General features: G+C 58.9%; 17 protein-coding genes and 1 pseudogene. 4 read left to right on the top strand and 14 right to left on the bottom strand.

Annotated elements, in window-relative coordinates; genetic code table 11:
• The first annotated feature begins 9 nt into the window (after positions 1-9).
• Entirely contained in the window at positions 10-402 is a 393-nt protein-coding gene (locus IB269_RS05290; RefSeq protein ID WP_192366567.1) for a hypothetical protein, read from the top strand.
• A 241-nt stretch (positions 403-643) separates the two neighbouring features.
• Positions 644-922, top strand: a complete 279-nt coding sequence (locus tag IB269_RS05285) for an H-NS family nucleoid-associated regulatory protein (protein ID WP_012206267.1) — start codon at positions 644-646, stop codon at positions 920-922.
• Positions 923-1009: 87 nt separating this feature from the next.
• Here IB269_RS05285 and IB269_RS05280 read toward each other — a convergent pair whose 3' ends face one another.
• The 7 genes from IB269_RS05280 to IB269_RS05250 are packed head-to-tail and all read right to left on the bottom strand — an operon-like array spanning position 1010 to position 8786.
• Entirely contained in the window at positions 1010-1414 is a 405-nt protein-coding gene (locus IB269_RS05280) for a RidA family protein (RefSeq protein ID WP_012206268.1), read from the bottom strand.
• 4 nt (positions 1415-1418) lie between these two features.
• Complete coding sequence (locus IB269_RS05275; RefSeq protein WP_016450635.1) at positions 1419-1871, bottom strand: acyl-CoA thioesterase; 453 nt, start codon at positions 1869-1871, stop codon at positions 1419-1421.
• Positions 1872-1880: 9 nt separating this feature from the next.
• Positions 1881-3521, bottom strand: coding sequence for an AMP-binding protein (locus IB269_RS05270; protein WP_192366566.1), 1641 nt, complete (start codon positions 3519-3521; stop codon positions 1881-1883).
• Between the two features lie 41 nt (positions 3522-3562).
• Complete coding sequence (locus IB269_RS05265; protein WP_013801799.1) at positions 3563-4732, bottom strand: acyl-CoA dehydrogenase family protein; 1170 nt, start codon at positions 4730-4732, stop codon at positions 3563-3565.
• A gap of 2 nt (positions 4733-4734) precedes the next feature.
• On the bottom strand, positions 4735-5592 hold the full coding sequence (locus IB269_RS05260; RefSeq protein ID WP_097201990.1) for an enoyl-CoA hydratase family protein: 858 nt from the start codon (positions 5590-5592) through the stop codon (positions 4735-4737).
• Between the two features lie 45 nt (positions 5593-5637).
• Positions 5638-6441: an SDR family NAD(P)-dependent oxidoreductase gene (locus IB269_RS05255; protein WP_192366565.1), complete on the bottom strand. Its 804-nt coding sequence runs from the start codon at positions 6439-6441 to the stop codon at positions 5638-5640.
• Positions 6438-8786: a bifunctional salicylyl-CoA 5-hydroxylase/oxidoreductase gene (locus IB269_RS05250; RefSeq protein ID WP_192366564.1), complete on the bottom strand. Its 2349-nt coding sequence runs from the start codon at positions 8784-8786 to the stop codon at positions 6438-6440. Before IB269_RS05250 ends, IB269_RS05255 begins: the two co-directional genes overlap by 4 nt.
• Positions 8787-8973: 187 nt before the next feature.
• Between IB269_RS05250 and IB269_RS05245 the strand changes: the two genes are divergently transcribed.
• A complete protein-coding gene (locus IB269_RS05245; RefSeq protein ID WP_017407498.1) occupies positions 8974-9228 on the top strand; it encodes a hypothetical protein in 255 nt (84 codons plus the stop codon).
• Entirely contained in the window at positions 9225-9971 is a 747-nt protein-coding gene (locus IB269_RS05240; RefSeq protein ID WP_192366563.1) for an enolase, read from the top strand. The genes IB269_RS05245 and IB269_RS05240 overlap by 4 nt, the downstream gene beginning before the upstream one ends.
• Positions 9972-9990: 19 nt before the next feature.
• Here IB269_RS05240 and IB269_RS05235 read toward each other — a convergent pair whose 3' ends face one another.
• From IB269_RS05235 to IB269_RS05200, 7 genes and pseudogenes are all read right to left on the bottom strand, one after another.
• The gene (locus IB269_RS05235; protein ID WP_192366562.1) at positions 9991-10392 is read right to left on the bottom strand and encodes a hypothetical protein; all 402 of its coding nucleotides are present in this window, start codon (positions 10390-10392) and stop codon (positions 9991-9993) included.
• 174 nt (positions 10393-10566) lie between these two features.
• Positions 10567-10971: an SCO4402 family protein gene (locus tag IB269_RS05230; protein ID WP_192366561.1), complete on the bottom strand. Its 405-nt coding sequence runs from the start codon at positions 10969-10971 to the stop codon at positions 10567-10569.
• A 742-nt stretch (positions 10972-11713) separates the two neighbouring features.
• Positions 11714-11962 (bottom strand): hypothetical protein, encoded by a 249-nt coding sequence (locus IB269_RS05225; protein ID WP_192366560.1) that lies wholly within the window; start codon positions 11960-11962, stop codon positions 11714-11716.
• 279 nt (positions 11963-12241) lie between these two features.
• A complete protein-coding gene (locus IB269_RS05220) occupies positions 12242-12820 on the bottom strand; it encodes a hypothetical protein (protein ID WP_192366559.1) in 579 nt (192 codons plus the stop codon).
• A 452-nt stretch (positions 12821-13272) separates the two neighbouring features.
• Positions 13273-13976, bottom strand: a pseudogene (locus tag IB269_RS05210) (RHS repeat-associated core domain-containing protein); the annotation flags it as partial.
• A gap of 65 nt (positions 13977-14041) precedes the next feature.
• On the bottom strand, positions 14042-14785 hold the full coding sequence (locus IB269_RS05205; RefSeq protein WP_192366557.1) for a hypothetical protein: 744 nt from the start codon (positions 14783-14785) through the stop codon (positions 14042-14044).
• Between the two features lie 595 nt (positions 14786-15380).
• Positions 15381-15737 carry a hypothetical protein gene (locus IB269_RS05200; protein WP_192366556.1) on the bottom strand — a complete coding sequence of 119 codons (357 nt, stop codon included), beginning with the start codon at positions 15735-15737 and terminating at the stop codon, positions 15381-15383.
• Positions 15738-15867: the final 130 nt, after the last annotated feature.

Raw genomic sequence — 15867 nt, 5'->3', positions numbered from 1 at the left:
GAATCACCCTTGAAACAACTGCAGGCTGCAATGACTCCGGCAATCGGGAAGCCGATGCGCTTGTCCTGTATAGACAGAAGGCGCCGCCATTCACCATTCGAACAAGCGGTCTTTGACAATAAAAAAAACCTATCCTGCAAATCGATTATTCAAATGAAACCACATGCATCAATCAATGCATTGAATAACTCGATCAAATCACATGTAATATATTTTATAAATCGATTTTATGATTTGATTGTTAAAATGCAAATGTTGATTGTTTTCCATAACCAAGGCGGAACTTTCGCGGCCAACGCTGCGCACTCCTCTGAAAAAGCCATGACAGCACGTCGTCTCCAGAGGAGGAAGCGCCAACCACAGTGCTCTGCAAATGTAACAACGGCACAACAGCTTTTGTAAAGTGCCGGTTATCCAGATTGCCCTGGATATAATGCGGATCGCCTTGGAATATGCCCGGGCATGAGAAGAAGCGCCCTACCCTCCATAGAGCGCCAACATCATCAGTATTTGTACTTACGGTGAGTTCTTCATCCCCACTGCACATGCACCAGAATTGACCATTCTGCAAAGAGTCCTGGGTCCAGGCTCTTGCTGCGCAGTTTTCACACAAATAGCCGCACTTAGAAATTCTTCCATCAAGATGACTACATACCAAGAGCTGATTGCCCAGAAAAAATTGCTCGACCAGCAAATCGACGACGCCCGCAAGCTGGAGTCCAAAGCGGCCCTGGCATCGGTGCAGGAGCTGGTCCGTGAGTTCGGCTTCACGGCGCAACAGGTCTTCCCCTGGAAGCCCGATGGCAAAAAGAGCGCTCCCGCCAAATACCAGGACCCCGAGTCCGGCAAGACCTGGACCGGCCGCGGCAAGCCGCCGAACTGGATCCTGGGCAAGGACCGCACCCTGTTCGAAATCAAGTGAGTCCGTGCCGCGCATGTGCCCGCCCGCTCGGCGGCACGCATGCGCGGGCATTGCCCGGTTGGGGCGCGAATGGCGCACGGAGGGACATCAGGCCGGCACCACCGCCGTGACCTCGATCTCCACCTTGGCCCGGTCTTCCACCAGATCCGCCACTTCCACCGCCGTCATGGCCGGGAAATGCCGCCCGATCAGTTCGCGGTAGTGCTTTCCAATGGCGGGATAGGCAGCCACGTATTCCTGCTTGTCGGTCACATACCAGGTCATGCGCACGATGTGCTCGGGCCTGGCGCCGCCTTCGGCGAGGATGGCGACGATATTGGCCAGCGCCTGCCGCACCTGTTCCGCAAAGTCGTCCGACTCGAATTGCTGCTGGCCGTTCCAGCCAATCTGGCCGCCGACGAACACCAGCCGGGAGCCGACCGTCATCTCGGTCAGGATGCCATTGGCATAGCCTCGGGGCGCCAGCCAGTCCGGGGGTTGCAGAGTCTTCATTGCTTCATCCTGTTCTCGTTGAATCCGTAAAACCGTCCTGCGGCACCAGATAGGCCTGCAGGCGCTCGCGCAGATCGGCCGGCAGTGGCGTGGCCTTCATGCTGCGCAAATCCATGGTGACGATGGTCATGCGCGCAGACAGCCGGCGTTGGCCATCTGGCCCCTCGAAACGCACATCGAACTGGAACGATGCCCCGCCGATGCGGCGCACCTCCAATACCTGGCGCAGCGTGTCGTGCCAGCGGCTGGGCGCCGTGAAATCGCATTGCACCGACACCGTGGGCGTGCCCACCTGGCGCTGTACATGCAGGGTGTGGAATGGCAGGCCCATTCCCCTGTCGAACCATTCCTCGACCAGGTCGTTGACCATCTCGAAATAGCGCGGGTAAAAGACGATGCCGGCCGGATCGCAATGGCGAAACAGCACCTGCACCTGGCTGACGAAGGCGGAGGCCATGGCGCGCGCTCACGGCATCTTGCGCAGCACGAATCGCTGCAGCTTGCCGGTCTCGGTGCGCGGCAGGGCCGGCACGAAGACAATGGCGCGCGGGTACTTGTAGGGCGCAATGCTGGCCTTGACGAAGGCCTGCAGCGTGGCGGCCATGTCGTCGCCGGCCGCAAAGCCGGGCTTGAGCACCACAAAGGCCTTGACCACCTGGCCGCGCTCGTCGTCTGCCGCGCCGATCACGCCGCATTCGGCCACGGCCTCGTGGCGCAGCAGCGCATCCTCCACCTCGGGGCCGGCGATGTTGTAGCCGGCCGAGATGATCATGTCGTCATTGCGCGCCTGATAGAACAGATAGCCGTCGGCGTCGCGCACAAAGGTGTCGCCGGGCAGATTCCAGCCGTTTTGCACAAAGCGCTTCTGGCGCTCGTCGGCAAGATACCGGCAGCCGGTCGGCCCCTTGATGGCCAGGCGGCCGGGCGTGCCGTCGGGCACGGGCTGCATGTCGTCGTCCACCACCTGGGCCACGTAGCCGGGCACGACCTTGCCGATGGCACCCTCGCGCACCTCCTCGGGCGGGCTGGACACGAAGACGTGGATGAGCTCGGTGCCGCCGATGCCGTCGATCATCTCGATGCCCGTGGCCTGCTTCCACAGCTGGCGCGTGGCGTCGGGCAGGGCCTCGCCGGCCGACACGCTTTTCCTGAGCGACGACAGATCAAAGCGCGCTGCCTGCGCCGCCATCTGCCGGTAGAAGGTGGGTGCGGTGAAGACGATGGTGGCGCGGAAATCCTGCACCAGCTGCAGCAGCCCTTCGGGCGTGAGCTTCTCAGCCAGCACGGTGCTGGCGCCCACGCGCAGCGGAAAGCACAGCAGCCCGCCCAGGCCAAAGGTGAAGGCCAGCGGCGGCGTGCCGCAGAAGATGTCGTCCGGGCCGGGCCGGATCACATGGCGCGGGAACAGGTCGCACATGGCCAGCACGTCGCGGTGGAAATGCATGCAGCCCTTGGGCGCGCCCGTGGTGCCGCTGGTGAAGGCGATCAGGCAGACATCGTCTGCCGCCGTGTCGCAGCAGGCGAAGGTGTCGGGCTTGGCTGCGGCCAGGGCGTCCAGCGCATCGGCTGCGCCGTCGTTGAAATACAGCACGCGCGAAAGGCCTGGGCAATGGTGTTCATGGCCGGGCTGCAGGCACAGCTGCACCTCGTCCTTGAGGCGCACATCGCACAGCACGGCCTGCACCTGGGCCTTGGCGATGATCTGCTGCAGCTCCTTGGCGCGCAGCAGCGGCATGGTGGGCACCGTCACCAGCCCGGCCTTGATGGCGGCCAGCCAGGAAGCGGCCATCATGGCGTTGTTGGGGCCGCGCAGCAGCAGCCGGTTGCCGGGCACCAGCTGCAGGTCTTCCACCAGCACATGGGCGATGCGGTTGGTCAGCGCCTGCAGTTCGGCATAGGTCATGGCGGCCTGGTCCGCGCCCTGCCTCCAGCGCAGGGCCACCCGGCCGCCCTGGCCGCGCGCCACCATGGCATCGACCAGTTCGGCCGCGCAGTTCAGGCGTTCGGGATAGGCCACGTCCGGCCCTTCGAGCAGGAACTCGGGCCATTGGTCGGGCGGCGGCAGGTTGTCCCGGGCGAAAGTATCGATGTGGGCGGAGGCTTGCATGCGATGTTCCCTGGCTTTGCGTTGAATGGGCAGCCTGCCGCTCAGGCCTTGAGCAGCTCGCGCGCGATGATGAGTTTCTGCACCTCGGTCGCGCCCTCGTAGATGCGCAGCGCGCGGATCTCGCGGTACAGCGTCTCCACCGGCATGCCCGAGACCACGCCCGCCCCGCCGAACATCTGCAGCGCGCGGTCGATCACGGCCTGGGCCGATTCGGTGGCTGTCATCTTGGCCATGGCCGCCTCGCGCGTGGTGCGCGTCTTCTTCACATCGCGCATCCAGGCGGCGCGGTAGGTCAGCAGGGCCGATGCGTCGATGGCAGTGTCCATGTCGCCCAGCGCGGCCTGGGTCAGCTGCAGGTCGCCCAGGGTCTGGCCGAACATGCGGCGCGACTTGGCGCGTGCCAGGCCTTCGTCCAGCGCGCGGCGCGCAAAGCCCAGTGCGGCGGCGGCCACCGAGGCGCGGAAGATGTCCAGCGTCATCATGGCCAGCTTGAAGCCCTGCCCCGGCTCGCCCAGGCGCTGCGACACGGGTATGCGGCAGTTGTCGAAGCGGATGGTGGCCAGCGGGTGCGGCGCGATCAGCTCGATGCGCTCGCCGATCGAAAAGCCCGGCGTGTCCGCATCGACCACGAAGGCGCTGATGCCGCGCGCCCCGGGTGCCTCGCCCGTGCGGGCGAACACGCAGTAGAAGTCGGCAATGCCGCCGTTGGAGATCCAGGTCTTGGCGCCGTTGAGCACATAGTGGTCGCCTTCGAGCCGCGCCTCGCAGGCCATGGCGGCCACGTCGGAGCCGGCATCGGGCTCGGACAGCGCAAAGGCCGCAATGGCCTCGCCGCGCGCCACGCGCGGCAGGTAGCGCTGGCGCAGCGCATCCGACCCCATGAGCGATATCGCACCGCTGCCCAGGCCCTGCATGGCAAAGGCGAAGTCGGCCAGGCCTTCATGGCGGGCCAGGGTCTCGCGCAGGATGCAGACCGCGCGCGAGTCCACCTCGGGCAAGGCCCCGCCCCAGGCGCCGCCGGGGCCTGACGGCACGGCATAGCGCAGCCAGCCGGCCTGGCCCAGGGCCTTCACCAGTTGGCGGCAGGCCGCATCGGCATCGTGGTGGTCCACGTCGCCCAGGGATTGGGCGCACCAGGCATCGGCCTCATGCGCCAGCGTGCGGTGGGCGTCGTCGAAGAAGGGCCAGTCCAGCCAGGAGGAATCACGCATTTTCAGTTTCCTTCAAAGACAGGCTTTTGCTTGGCCACGAAGGCCTCGTAGGCGCGGTGGAAGTCGCGCGTCTGCATGCAGATGGCCTGGGCCTCGGCTTCGGCCTCGATGGCCTCGTCCACGCCCATGTTCCATTCCTGGTGCAGCAGCTTCTTGGTCACGCCATGGGCAAAGGTGGGGCCGGCGGCCAGCTGGGCGGCCAGCGCGTGGGCGGCTTCGCCGATCTGTTCGGCGTCGTGCAAGGCATTGAAGAAGCCCCAGGCAGCGCCCTCCTCGGCCGTCATGGCGCGGCCCGTGTACAGCAGCTCGGAGGCGCGGCCCTGGCCGATCATGCGCGGCAGCAGCGTGCAGGCGCCCATGTCGGCACCGGCCAGGCCTACGCGGGTGAAGAGAAACGCCGTGCGCGCCGCGGGCGTGCCCAGGCGCATGTCGGCCGCCAGCGCGACCATGGCGCCCGCGCCCGCGCAGATGCCGTCCACCGCCGCCACGATGGGTTGCGGGCAGGCGCGCATGGCCTTGATCAGGTCGCCCGTCATGCGCGTGAAGTCCAGCAGCTCGGGCATGCTCATCTTGGTGAGCGGGCCGATGATCTCGTGCACATCGCCGCCCGAGCAGAAATTGCCGCCCGCGCCCGTGACCACCACGGCCTTGATGTCGGTGGCATAGACAAGGGCGCGGAACAGGTCGCGCAGCTCGGCGTAGGAGCCGAAGGTCAGCGGGTTCTTGCGCTCGGGCCGGTTCAGGGTGATGGTGCCGATCTTGCCGTCGGCCGATACCTGCCACACAAAGGTCCTGGCCTCGTAGCCGGCCAGGGGGCGCTTGTGGTGCTTCATGCTGTGTTCTTCGGGCTGGGTGCTCATGGTGTCTCCATCAAGAATTCAGAAAACGGGGGAAGCGGACCGGGTTCAGCCGGTCATCACCTCGCCGCCATCGACGGCAATGGACTGGCCGTTGACCGAGGCGGACGCCGGCAGGGCCAGCCAGGCCACGGTCTCGGCCACTTCCTCGGGCTGGACCAGGCGGCCCTGCGGGTTGCGTTCGGCCAGCCTGGCGCGGGCCTCATCCGCCGTCATGCCGGTCTTGTCCACGATGTTGGCCACGGCGCCGCGCACGATGTCGGTCTCGGTATAGCCGGGGCAGACGGCATTCACCGTCACGCCCTTGCCTGCGGTCTCCAGCGCCAGCGAGCGCGTGAGGCCGATCACGCCATGCTTGGCCGCGCAATAGGCGCTGACATAGGCATAGCCGATCAGCCCTGCCGTGCTGGCCACATTGATGATGCGGCCCCAGCGCGCAGCCAGCATGCCCGGCAGCGCGGCCTGCATGCAGTGGAAGGTGCCCGTGAGGTTGACGGCCAGCATCGCCTGCCACAGTGCGGCATCGGTGCGCTCGAACTTCTGGCTGCTGGCCTGGCCCGCGTTGTTGACCAGCACCTGCACGGGACCGAAGGCCGCCTCGGCCTGCGCGAAGGCCTGGCGCACCGAGGCCTCGTCGGCAATATCCGCCTGCACGGACTGCACCATCTGTGCTGTCTGGGCCGTGCCGCCCAGCTCGCGCACGGCAGCCTCCAGCGCCGCACCATCGCGTCCCAGCAGCGTGACCCGCGCGCCGCGCGCCAGCAGCGCCCGCGCGCAGGCCAGGCCTATGCCGCGCGCCCCGCCCGTCACCAGGGAATGGCGCCCTTCCAGGGGTTGTGAACTTGGAGTCATTTGAGGTCCAACTGCGCCATGGCGGCGGCGCGTTCGAAGTTGGTTTCCAACTGGCGCTTGCCGGGCTGGTACTGGTTCGGCCAATCCACATCCTGCGCACCGAGGCGCGCAGCCTCGCGCAGCGTCCAGGCCGCATCGGCCAGGTGCGGACGCGCCAGCGCGCACAGGTCGGCGCGGCCCGAGGCGATGATGGCGTTGGCATGGTCGGCCTCGAAGATGGCGCCCACGGCAATGGTCGGTATGCCGGCCTCGTTGCGGACACGGTCGGCAAACGGCGTCTGGTACATGCGGCCGTACACCGGCTTCTGGTCGGGGCTGACCTGGCCCGAGGAGCAATCGATCATGTCGGCGCCCGCCGCCTTGAAGCGGCGTGCGATCTCCACCGCATCGTCGGGCGTAATGCCGCCCTCCACCCAGTCATGGGCCGAGATGCGCACCGACATGGGCTTGTCCTGCGGCCAGGCTGCGCGCACCGCCTCGAACACCTCCAGCGGAAAGCGCAGGCGGTTGTCCAGGCTGCTGCCATATTCGTCATCGCGCCGGTTGGTCAGCGGCGAGATGAAGCTGGACAGCAGATAGCCGTGGGCGCAGTGCAGCTCCAGCCAGTCAAAGCCCGCTGCCGCGGCGCGCCGCGTGGCGGCCACGAAGTCCTCGCGCACGCGGTCCATGTCGGCGCGGGTCATGGCGGCGGGCACTTGCGAGAGGCCCTCGATATAGGGCAGGGCCGATGCCGACAGCAGCGGCCAGTTGCCCTGCTCCAGCGGATGGTCGATCTGCTGCCAGCCCAGCTGGGTTGATCCCTTGCGCCCCGCATGCCCCAGCTGCACGCCAATGTGCGCCCCGCCCTGCGCGTGCACGAAATCGACAATGCGCCCAAAGGCCTGCGCCTGCTCGTCGTTCCACAGGCCGGGGCAGCCGGGCGTGATGCGCGCGTCGGGCGAGGTGCAGGTCATCTCCACCATCACCAGGCCCGCGCCGCCCATGGCGCGCGCGCCCAGGTGCACCAGGTGGAAGTCGCCGGGCACGCCGTCTGTGCAGGAATACATGGCCATGGGCGAGACCACGATGCGGTTCTTCAGCCGCAGGCCGCGCGCCTGGTAGGGCGTGAGCATGGGCATGGGCGGGCGGCGGCCTTCGGGCACGGTCTCGCCCGCATGCTCGGCAATCCAGCGCTCGAAGCCCTGCAGCCAGGCGGCATCGCGCAGGCGCAGGTTCTCGTGCGAGATGCGCTGCGAGCGCGTCAGCAGCGAATAGGCGAACTGCTCCGGCTCCAGTCCCGCATAGCGCTCCACGTTCTCGAACCATTCCGTGGAATTGCGCGCCGCGTTCTGGATCTTGAGCACCTCCACGCTGCGCACCTCCTCGTAGTGGCGCAGGCCGGCCTCGATGCCCGCCGCAGACCGCAGGCTGCGCGCCAGCTCGATCGCATCCTCCAGCGCCAGCTTGGTGCCCGAGCCAATCGAGAAATGCGCCGTGTGCGCCGCATCGCCCATCAGCACCACGGGCACGCTGCGCGGGCCGCGCGGCGTGTCCAGCGCGTTCCAGTGCACCCAGGTATTGCAGATCACGCGCGGAAAGCGGATCCAGATGGCCGAGCCGCGCAGGTGCGTGGCATTGCTGACCAGGGCATGGCCGTCCAGCCAGGGGGCGAACAGCTTCTCGCAATAGGCAATGCCCTCCTCCTGGCTCATCTGCTCTATGCCGGCGGCCTGCCAGGTTTCCTCGGGCGTCTCCACGATGAAGGTGGACATGCCGTCTTCATAGCGGTAGGCATGGGCCTGGAACCAGCCGTGCTCGGTCTGCACGAAGGCGAAGGTGAAGGCATCGAACACCTTGGTCGTTCCCAGCCACACGAAGCGGCAGCGGCGCTGGTCGATATCGGGCCGAAAGGTATCGGCATAGCGCGTGCGCACCTGGCTGTTGATGCCGTCCGAGGCGATGACCAGGTCGGCGTCGTACTCGCGCGCAATCGCCTGGTCGTCCTGCACGAAGTTCTCGAACACCAGCTTCACGCCCACGTCCTCGCAGCGCGCCTGCAGGATGTTGAGCAGCTTCTTGCGGCCTATGCCGATGAAGCCATGGCCGCTGCTGCGCAGGCTGCGGCCCTTGAAGTGGATGTCGATATCGTCCCAGTGGTTGAAGGCGTCACCAATCGTGCGGGCCGACACGGGATCGGCCTCGCGCAGGTTGTCCATGGTGGCGTCCGAGAACACCACGCCCCAGCCAAAGGTGTCGTAGGGCCGGTTGCGCTCCACCACCGTGACCTCGTTGGCGGGGTCCTGCAGCTTCATCAGCAGGCCGAAGTACAGGCCGGCGGGACCTCCACCGATACAGACGATCTTCATACCGCAAACCCTTTTCTCGCAGGGCGACGGCACAGGACGCCCCAGGTTCAGAATCCAGGCCCAAGAACTTTAAGCCTGAATAGTTTAGGTTTGAAATATATAGACGAAACGCCGGCACGAACCTAGGGAGAACACGCATGAGCCCCTCGACAGCCGCTACGATGCCGGATCGCCAGGAGGATCTCCCTTGGAAAAATACCGGTTCAATGTCTTCGGCCGCATCATCGCCATCGAACGCGCGCAGGCCCAGTGGCGCTGCTTCAACGTCGGCGCCGACGGCAAGCGTGCTCCCGCCCTGCTGGCCATTCCCTGCGATGTCACCCACGCCGAACTGGCGCAGTACCTCTACGACATCTACCACGAGAGCGCGGCCGCATCGGACCAGGACATCTTCGAGATCACCCCCGGCACCACCATCCCCTCACCCAGGAGTTCCTCTTGACCCAGCAAACCGAAGTCCGCGAACTGAAGCCGGGCCTCAGCCCCTTTCCCGATGCCGCCGACATCTTCGTGGCCGACCAGCCCTGGCTGGCCGAGCACCTGCTGCCGCTGATCTCCATCGACCTGGGCCTGGTGCGGCCCGAACTGGCCGGCACCGTGGTCCACATGCTGTGCCCCGTCGAGCCCTTCGAGGGCTGCATCGGCGATGAGACCGAAGCCCACCACAACGCCTTCACCGCCCCCAACTGGTTTGCGCTGGAGCTGACGCCCGACAACCGCTACCGCTTCCTGGGCAACGAAGGCTTCTTCCAGCGCGCGCCGCAGCATGGCGGCCAGTTCACCAAGGATGCCTTCCCCTGCGAGCACACCGACGAAATGCTGGCCAGCCACGCCAAGGCCAGTGCCTACTACGCCGAGCACGGCCGCCTGGCCAGCTACTCGCGCTACGGCACGGGCGAGCCCATGGAGCACGACTACCTGGACAGCCTGGGCGGCGGCATCTGGTACGGCAACTGGACCAGCCACCCGCCCATTCCCCCGGCCTTCCAGCTGGACGAAGCGGAAAACGCCGGCATGGGCGATGAACTGGAAGACGACGGCATCCGCATCACCCGCGACGGCAAGCCCTTCTTCCACGTGGCCAACGTGGCCGGCTACAACTGGTGCGCCACGGGCGCGGACAGCATCCTGCTGTTCTACGAGCCGGAAAGCCGCACGGTGCTGTTCACGTTCGACTGGACCTGAGCCGGCCGAGTAGCGCCGCTCAGACGCGGCCCTGCTCGGGCGTGACGATCAGATGCGCCAGCAGCGGGCGAATGCGATCGTCCTGGTAATAGCCGCCGTACTCCGTGTAGCGCAGAAAGGCGGCATTGCAATGGTGGCAGCGCCAGAGCGTGCAGCGGTTGTACGGGTGCCAGCCCAGGGCGATGGGAGCATCCGGCGACCACTGGTTCGTGCCCTCTGGGTGATATTCATCGAGCAATTCCCGTGTCTCCGGCGTGCCAAGCGCACCAACCTGCTGCAGATGCGAAGTCTTGTCCGCCCCCGACAAGGACTCCCAGCCCGGCCTCCACAGCACAGCGCAGTCCGTGCATCGCTGCTGCTCGGCCGCCGCTGCGGCGAAGGCTCTCAATTCGGGTTCGGCAAGGGGGGTTGAAGTTGTCATGGAACGGTGCCTCGGTTTTTATGGATTGTCTGGCAGGTTTGGGGGCGGGCTACCAGTGGAAAACATCTTGTTGTTCCACGAACCTGGCAACGCTACGGTCCTCTTCACCACCGACTGGACATCACGATCAGCCATGGCCTTGCCCCGGCTAGTCGGCTGGCAGACATGCCCGTGTCAATCCAGCGGCTCGGGGCAGCCAGCGGCGTGGCGCCCCTCCAGACAATCGAACGCCCTTTCGGCACAGGCCACCACCCTCGTCCATTCGCCAACTTGCATGTAGAAGCCGTCCGGCATGTCCGTGCCGTACGCCTCAAAGATGGCATTGATGGCATCCACCAACTGCCCCATCAGCGCTGCCTCCTGCTCATCGAGAAGAATCTCACCGATCGCCATACGAGCATCACTGCCAAGATCCGTATCGTCAAAAATGAAATGTATGGCCAAATCAAGATGGTCGTATTGAATGTCTGCAGGAAAGTCCTGATTCACCCAGGCTTTCATTTGATACTTCAAATCCTTGAGTTTCCTCAAATATCCGAGCAATTCCATCCTCATTTCAGGATATTTCAAGCGAGGCATCTCAATATCGTCCTGTCCTGTTCCATGTCGATGGTGAGTAGAACTAGGCTAGTAGCCAAGTCCAAACCACCGTTGCTTCATCAAACGGGGCAAGACCCAAGTCAGCCATTGCATCACCAGCACGCTTGAACACAAACCTGTGCGGTGCCTCTGCCAGCATTGGAGCCTGTGGATGGCCAGCCGGTAGCCGCCCTTCCCAGATACCTGATTCGGGTGTTCTTGCTCCAGAGCGGCAAGTCAATGATCTTCGTGTAGGCGTTTCAACAGGCACTGCACTGGCTTGCTCAAGTTGCGGAATAGGCGCCGCTTCCCGCCAGTCTCCAGAATGCACCAGGCTGAAAGTACTCAGCCTGTTTTTTTGGTCGCAGGTGGCCACTACACCCCATGTCTGCCCCCCTTTCCTTCGATGGGGAAGCACAGCATGGGGTGCATATGCATCACTTCGTCGGGAGAAGGACTCAACAACTGCATCAAGCTCTCTGGTTCAATATCTCTAGGCTTGGTGTTTTGAAACCAAGGGCCCTGTCAGGAACTTTCATCCAAAGTAAAACTCTGCAGCGCCCATTTATCTTACCATTCATGAGATTGCCGTTTTCATTGGATTATTAACTAGAGAAAATAGAAAGCAATAATATTTATTAAATACTATTTAACCGACAACCACAAACCACGTCATGGTCAATAGCAATTGGATTTTAAATCAGAAATAAACATATTCACCTTAATTGTTATTTTTAGAAAATTAAACCTCAACTATTCTAGATACAAATAGATCCCATCCATTAGCCAATATTTCTTCGTAACTAGGATCTTCTGAATTTCCATCCAGATCAATAAACATGCGATTTTTTTCGGAAACTTCTTCAATTGAATTCCACGCAGCAAAGCATTCGCTACAATACAAATAAAGTTTTCCCGTATCTGTATTTTTCGAGATAATTAATTTATCTTGCCTGCAGCTTGGACATTCAATGGTTTCGAATATTTTCATAATTCAGTCAGGATATGCCGTTATTAATTCATTTGTTCCTAGTCGAACTGATATCCTAATACTGTTTAATGGTGCCCCTGCTCCTAAGGAACCACCTATGTCTACAAAGTAGACATCGTGCTTTGTGCAGAGGTTCCCCAAATAAATACTCAGCCTAGCCCCAAAGCATAGTCAATTATTAAAATGAATACCTTACTTGCGTCAATAGCAATAAATACACCGAATTCAGAGATATAAATAATCTGCAACAAACTAATCAATGATCTCCTAGCAAGAATTCTATTGATAATCAATTTCTACTAAGCAGATGTAAGATTGCGATTTATATGGAGTTCTCATGGTCATCCTTGCATGTGTAGGCTTACTTGAGAAAATAGCGTTTTTCCCTTCAATATCCCTGGAATAGAGAATTATCTCATCTTTGTTTAAAATCATATGAATTTGAATATTTTCCAAATTTCTCGATATTTTCTGCCTACTCTTTTTATCAGGGCTATTTATATAAATCGTTCCACTATTTTTTATTTCTTCCAACAAAACCGATAGCGAATTTTCTTGCCTCCCCTTTGATTCATACTCATTTCTATTTCCGACACCAAATGCATATTTTACAGGAAGAAAATTACCATTCTTTATTAACCCAGGTTCAACCATCCAAGAATAGTTGATTTCATTTTTTTCATTACTTCCATCATTAATAATCCATATTTTTTGATCTTTATCAATGATTTGAAAACTGGCTACAAATTTCTTTGAATCTACGCCAACCAAACATTCTGGCTCTCGATTTTCAATATCTTTGGCGTACGATGAAGAAAAACTCAAACAAATAGCAAATACATAAAATAAATATTTCATCGTCGAGTGCCTCTTGTTCTAGTCCTGATTTTTTGCATCATTTCCAATATATCGTCCGTATTTGCTGTAGGAGCGGTGCCTGGCCCGGTGGGGTCGCTCTTCAGTCGGGATTTATTGCATTTTTCGCCAACTGGCAAAGGCATTGATTTAGGAGTGGAAGGAATACTATCGTGGCTTCTCGTGATAGTCTTTCCGGGTTTTTCATCAAAGGGACGACATGTCCCTCCTTCATTATCCGACTCCCACTCCAGGCATTCAATTGTGCAATCGAATGGACTAAACTTCTTCCATACCTTGTCATTAGGATTTATTTGATCGTATACCTTATCTAATGGATAAGGCCGTTTTTCTGGGATTGGAACAGGGTTAATTGGTTTGTCCTTTACAAAATTTTTGGGGATTGTTCCAGAGAGACCTGTTGGATCAATACCAAGCAATGGATTTGAGGGTTAGGTGAAGAAATTTACCCCACCCATCAACCCGATCGGATCCTGATTGATATAGGCCCCAGCACCGGATCGTAATACCGATGCCGGTTGTAATACAGCCCCGTTTCCCTGCCATGGTGCTGCCCCGGCAGCCGGATCGCCTGGTGGATGCCTTGCGGGTTATATTCCTGCAGCACATTGCCCCAGGGGTCCAGCTTTGCGGCCCTGGCCACCTGGCCGGTCTGGTCCGTCAGGGCCATGGACGTGCCCAGGTGGTCGCAGTGGTAGTGGTGGATGGCGATGCGGGCGTGCTGTTCTTTTTCCTGTTCCTGCAGCTTTGCCTGCATGCCGCTGAGTAGGCGTGTAGTGCTGTCTGCCTGTTCGCCCAGCATGGCCTGGGCAATGGGCGGCAGGCCGTGCTCCAGGGTGTGGCGCAGGTGGCGGGCGGCGTCTTGCTGCATGTCGCGCGGCATGGCGCTGAGCATGCTTCGCATGAGGGCCAGTCCCTCGGTGTGGCTGGGGTCGTCTGGTCGGGCAGGCCTGCGGCGATGGCCTGCACCACTGGTGGGGCTCGCTTTGCGGGTCGCCGCTGGCAGGCGCACCAGGGTTGTGAAGCTGCTCGGCTCGTAGATGGTGTGTTCTATGTGGCGCGTGTCGCTCCCGTGCTGCAGTCTTTCGGTGTGGATGAGGCGGTCGCCGTCCCAGCCGCAATAGTGGCGACGTGCCGGTGCAACAGGGGATCGAGGTCGTAACGGCTGTGCAGTGGGTCCTGACTGCGCTGTTATCAGTGTTACTAGTCTCTCAGCCAAGTCCAAACCACAGTTGCCTCATCAAACGGGGCAAGACCCAAGATACCCATTTCATCACCAGCACGTTTAAATATGAACCTGTGCGGTGCTTCTGCCAGCATTTGAGCCTGGGGATGGCCAGCCGGTAGCCGCCCTTCCCAGATACCTGATTCGGGTGTTCTTGCTCCAGAGCGGCAAGTCAATGATCTGCGTGTAGGCGTTTCAACAGGCACTGCACTGGCTTGCTCAGGTTGCGGAATAGGCGCCGCTTCCCGCCAGTCTCCAGAATGCACCAGGCTGAAAGTACTCAGCCTGTTTTGTTGATCGAAGGTGGCCACTACACCCCATGTCTGCCCTCCCTTTCCTTCGATGGGGAAGCACAGCATGGGGTGCATATGCATCACTTCGTCGGGAGAAGGACTCAACAACTGCATCAAGCTCTCTGGTTCAATGTCTCTAGGCTTGGTGTTTTGAAACCAAGGGCCCTGCCAGGAATATGCATCCAAAGTAAAACTCTGCAGCCCCCATTTCAAACTCTCTTCAGCAGCCGTTGGATTTAGACATTGCACGGCAAGTGTCAATCCATTTTCTGCAGAACTGAAATGATAAATACTTTCGCTCAGGTGTTGAAAAATAACATCTGAAGGAACATTTTCCAAATCAGACAGGAGGAGTAGCCATTCCAGGCGACTCTGGGTACCAAGCTGCTCGATGAGAAATATTGGCAATTGATGGATTTGGCTATTCATAAGAATATCTTTTACATTTGCATTACAAGTTCGGCGCAACCTGGGGAAAACAATGTTTTATTCAATCAATATTCAGCCGAAGATCACGAGTTCATCCATTAGCAAAAAATCTTAAAAATTACTAAATCCTTCATTACAAAAATGAAAGTCATACCTCAAAGAATTATCTCCGCATTTACAAATCATGCTCATGAATATTCTATATATCTGACTGAAACCATTTCACTCTAGATTTATAAAGCGCATAGTTTTCAATGAGTTTATTTATTGCGAAGATCGTATCAGCATCTTTATCAACATAAATCACTGTGCCTTTTGATGGAGAGTTCTCTTAATAATGAAAAAGAACCACTCCCACATCTTTGTCAGATTTGTAGCAGTAGTAGCACACATCCAAATCATCGGCATCTTTGATAAAGATAAGGGTGTGCTTGTTAGAAAGATCGGATGGGGTGTCAGACAAAAGAATCAAAGGTTTTGACTCTCCGCTTGGCCAAGGGTTTTTCTGAGTCACTTATTAATCCTTGTGATTTTCACAAAACCCTTCCCACTCCGCAAATTTCCATTAGATATATAAATTACTGACACACCCACTCTAATCTGCCCGTGCGTATATTAGATTATCCAGATGATCATCGAAATCTGACGAGGGAAAACATTCAACCACCCAGTCTTTCATATCATCAAAATCCCCGTATACCTCACCCCCCGCATTGGTTATCATTTCGCAGTCATCTTTAGAAGGTGTTATATAGAAAAATGCTCTTATAAAAATAATGTCATCAGCTTTTTTAATTGATATGCTTTTAACATTGCTGTTTATATTAAAAAGAAAAGCTCTTTGACATGAGCGCAATACCTCTCCAATACTGCTTTTCTGTTTTATTTTGACAGCTTTCCAAGAAAATTTTTCGGAATTAACAGAAAAACCGTTGTCACCTCCCTGATTCATGAAGACGTGGTTGTTTTTATTGCATCTGGCATGATAATTTTCAGTATTTAAATATGTATCCTCCAACCCTTTACTCTATAAAAATAGAATCTTTTTGAATCAATTTTCAACACCTATATTCTCTAAATTC

The sequence above is a fragment of the Delftia sp. DLF01 genome (assembly GCF_014852125.1).
GTDB classification, from domain to species: Bacteria; Pseudomonadota; Gammaproteobacteria; order Burkholderiales; family Burkholderiaceae_C; genus Comamonas; species Comamonas acidovorans.
Note: the sequence above shows the minus strand (reverse complement) of the source record. Positions and strands in the feature narration are given on the sequence as shown.

Coding starts and splice junctions, on each gene's coding strand:
- IB269_RS05285 (WP_012206267.1), top strand. CDS start 644: ATGACTACATACCAAGAGCTGATTGCCCAGAAAAAATTGCTCGACCAG.
- IB269_RS05280 (WP_012206268.1), bottom strand. CDS start 1,414: ATGAAGACTCTGCAACCCCCGGACTGGCTGGCGCCCCGAGGCTATGCC.
- IB269_RS05275 (WP_016450635.1), bottom strand. CDS start 1,871: ATGGCCTCCGCCTTCGTCAGCCAGGTGCAGGTGCTGTTTCGCCATTGC.
- IB269_RS05270 (WP_192366566.1), bottom strand. CDS start 3,521: ATGCAAGCCTCCGCCCACATCGATACTTTCGCCCGGGACAACCTGCCG.
- IB269_RS05265 (WP_013801799.1), bottom strand. CDS start 4,732: ATGCGTGATTCCTCCTGGCTGGACTGGCCCTTCTTCGACGACGCCCAC.
- IB269_RS05260 (WP_097201990.1), bottom strand. CDS start 5,592: ATGAGCACCCAGCCCGAAGAACACAGCATGAAGCACCACAAGCGCCCC.
- IB269_RS05255 (WP_192366565.1), bottom strand. CDS start 6,441: ATGACTCCAAGTTCACAACCCCTGGAAGGGCGCCATTCCCTGGTGACG.
- IB269_RS05250 (WP_192366564.1), bottom strand. CDS start 8,786: ATGAAGATCGTCTGTATCGGTGGAGGTCCCGCCGGCCTGTACTTCGGC.
- IB269_RS05235 (WP_192366562.1), bottom strand. CDS start 10,392: ATGACAACTTCAACCCCCCTTGCCGAACCCGAATTGAGAGCCTTCGCC.
- IB269_RS05230 (WP_192366561.1), bottom strand. CDS start 10,971: ATGCCTCGCTTGAAATATCCTGAAATGAGGATGGAATTGCTCGGATAT.
- IB269_RS05225 (WP_192366560.1), bottom strand. CDS start 11,962: ATGAAAATATTCGAAACCATTGAATGTCCAAGCTGCAGGCAAGATAAA.
- IB269_RS05220 (WP_192366559.1), bottom strand. CDS start 12,820: ATGAAATATTTATTTTATGTATTTGCTATTTGTTTGAGTTTTTCTTCA.
- IB269_RS05205 (WP_192366557.1), bottom strand. CDS start 14,785: ATGAATAGCCAAATCCATCAATTGCCAATATTTCTCATCGAGCAGCTT.
- IB269_RS05200 (WP_192366556.1), bottom strand. CDS start 15,737: ATGAATCAGGGAGGTGACAACGGTTTTTCTGTTAATTCCGAAAAATTT.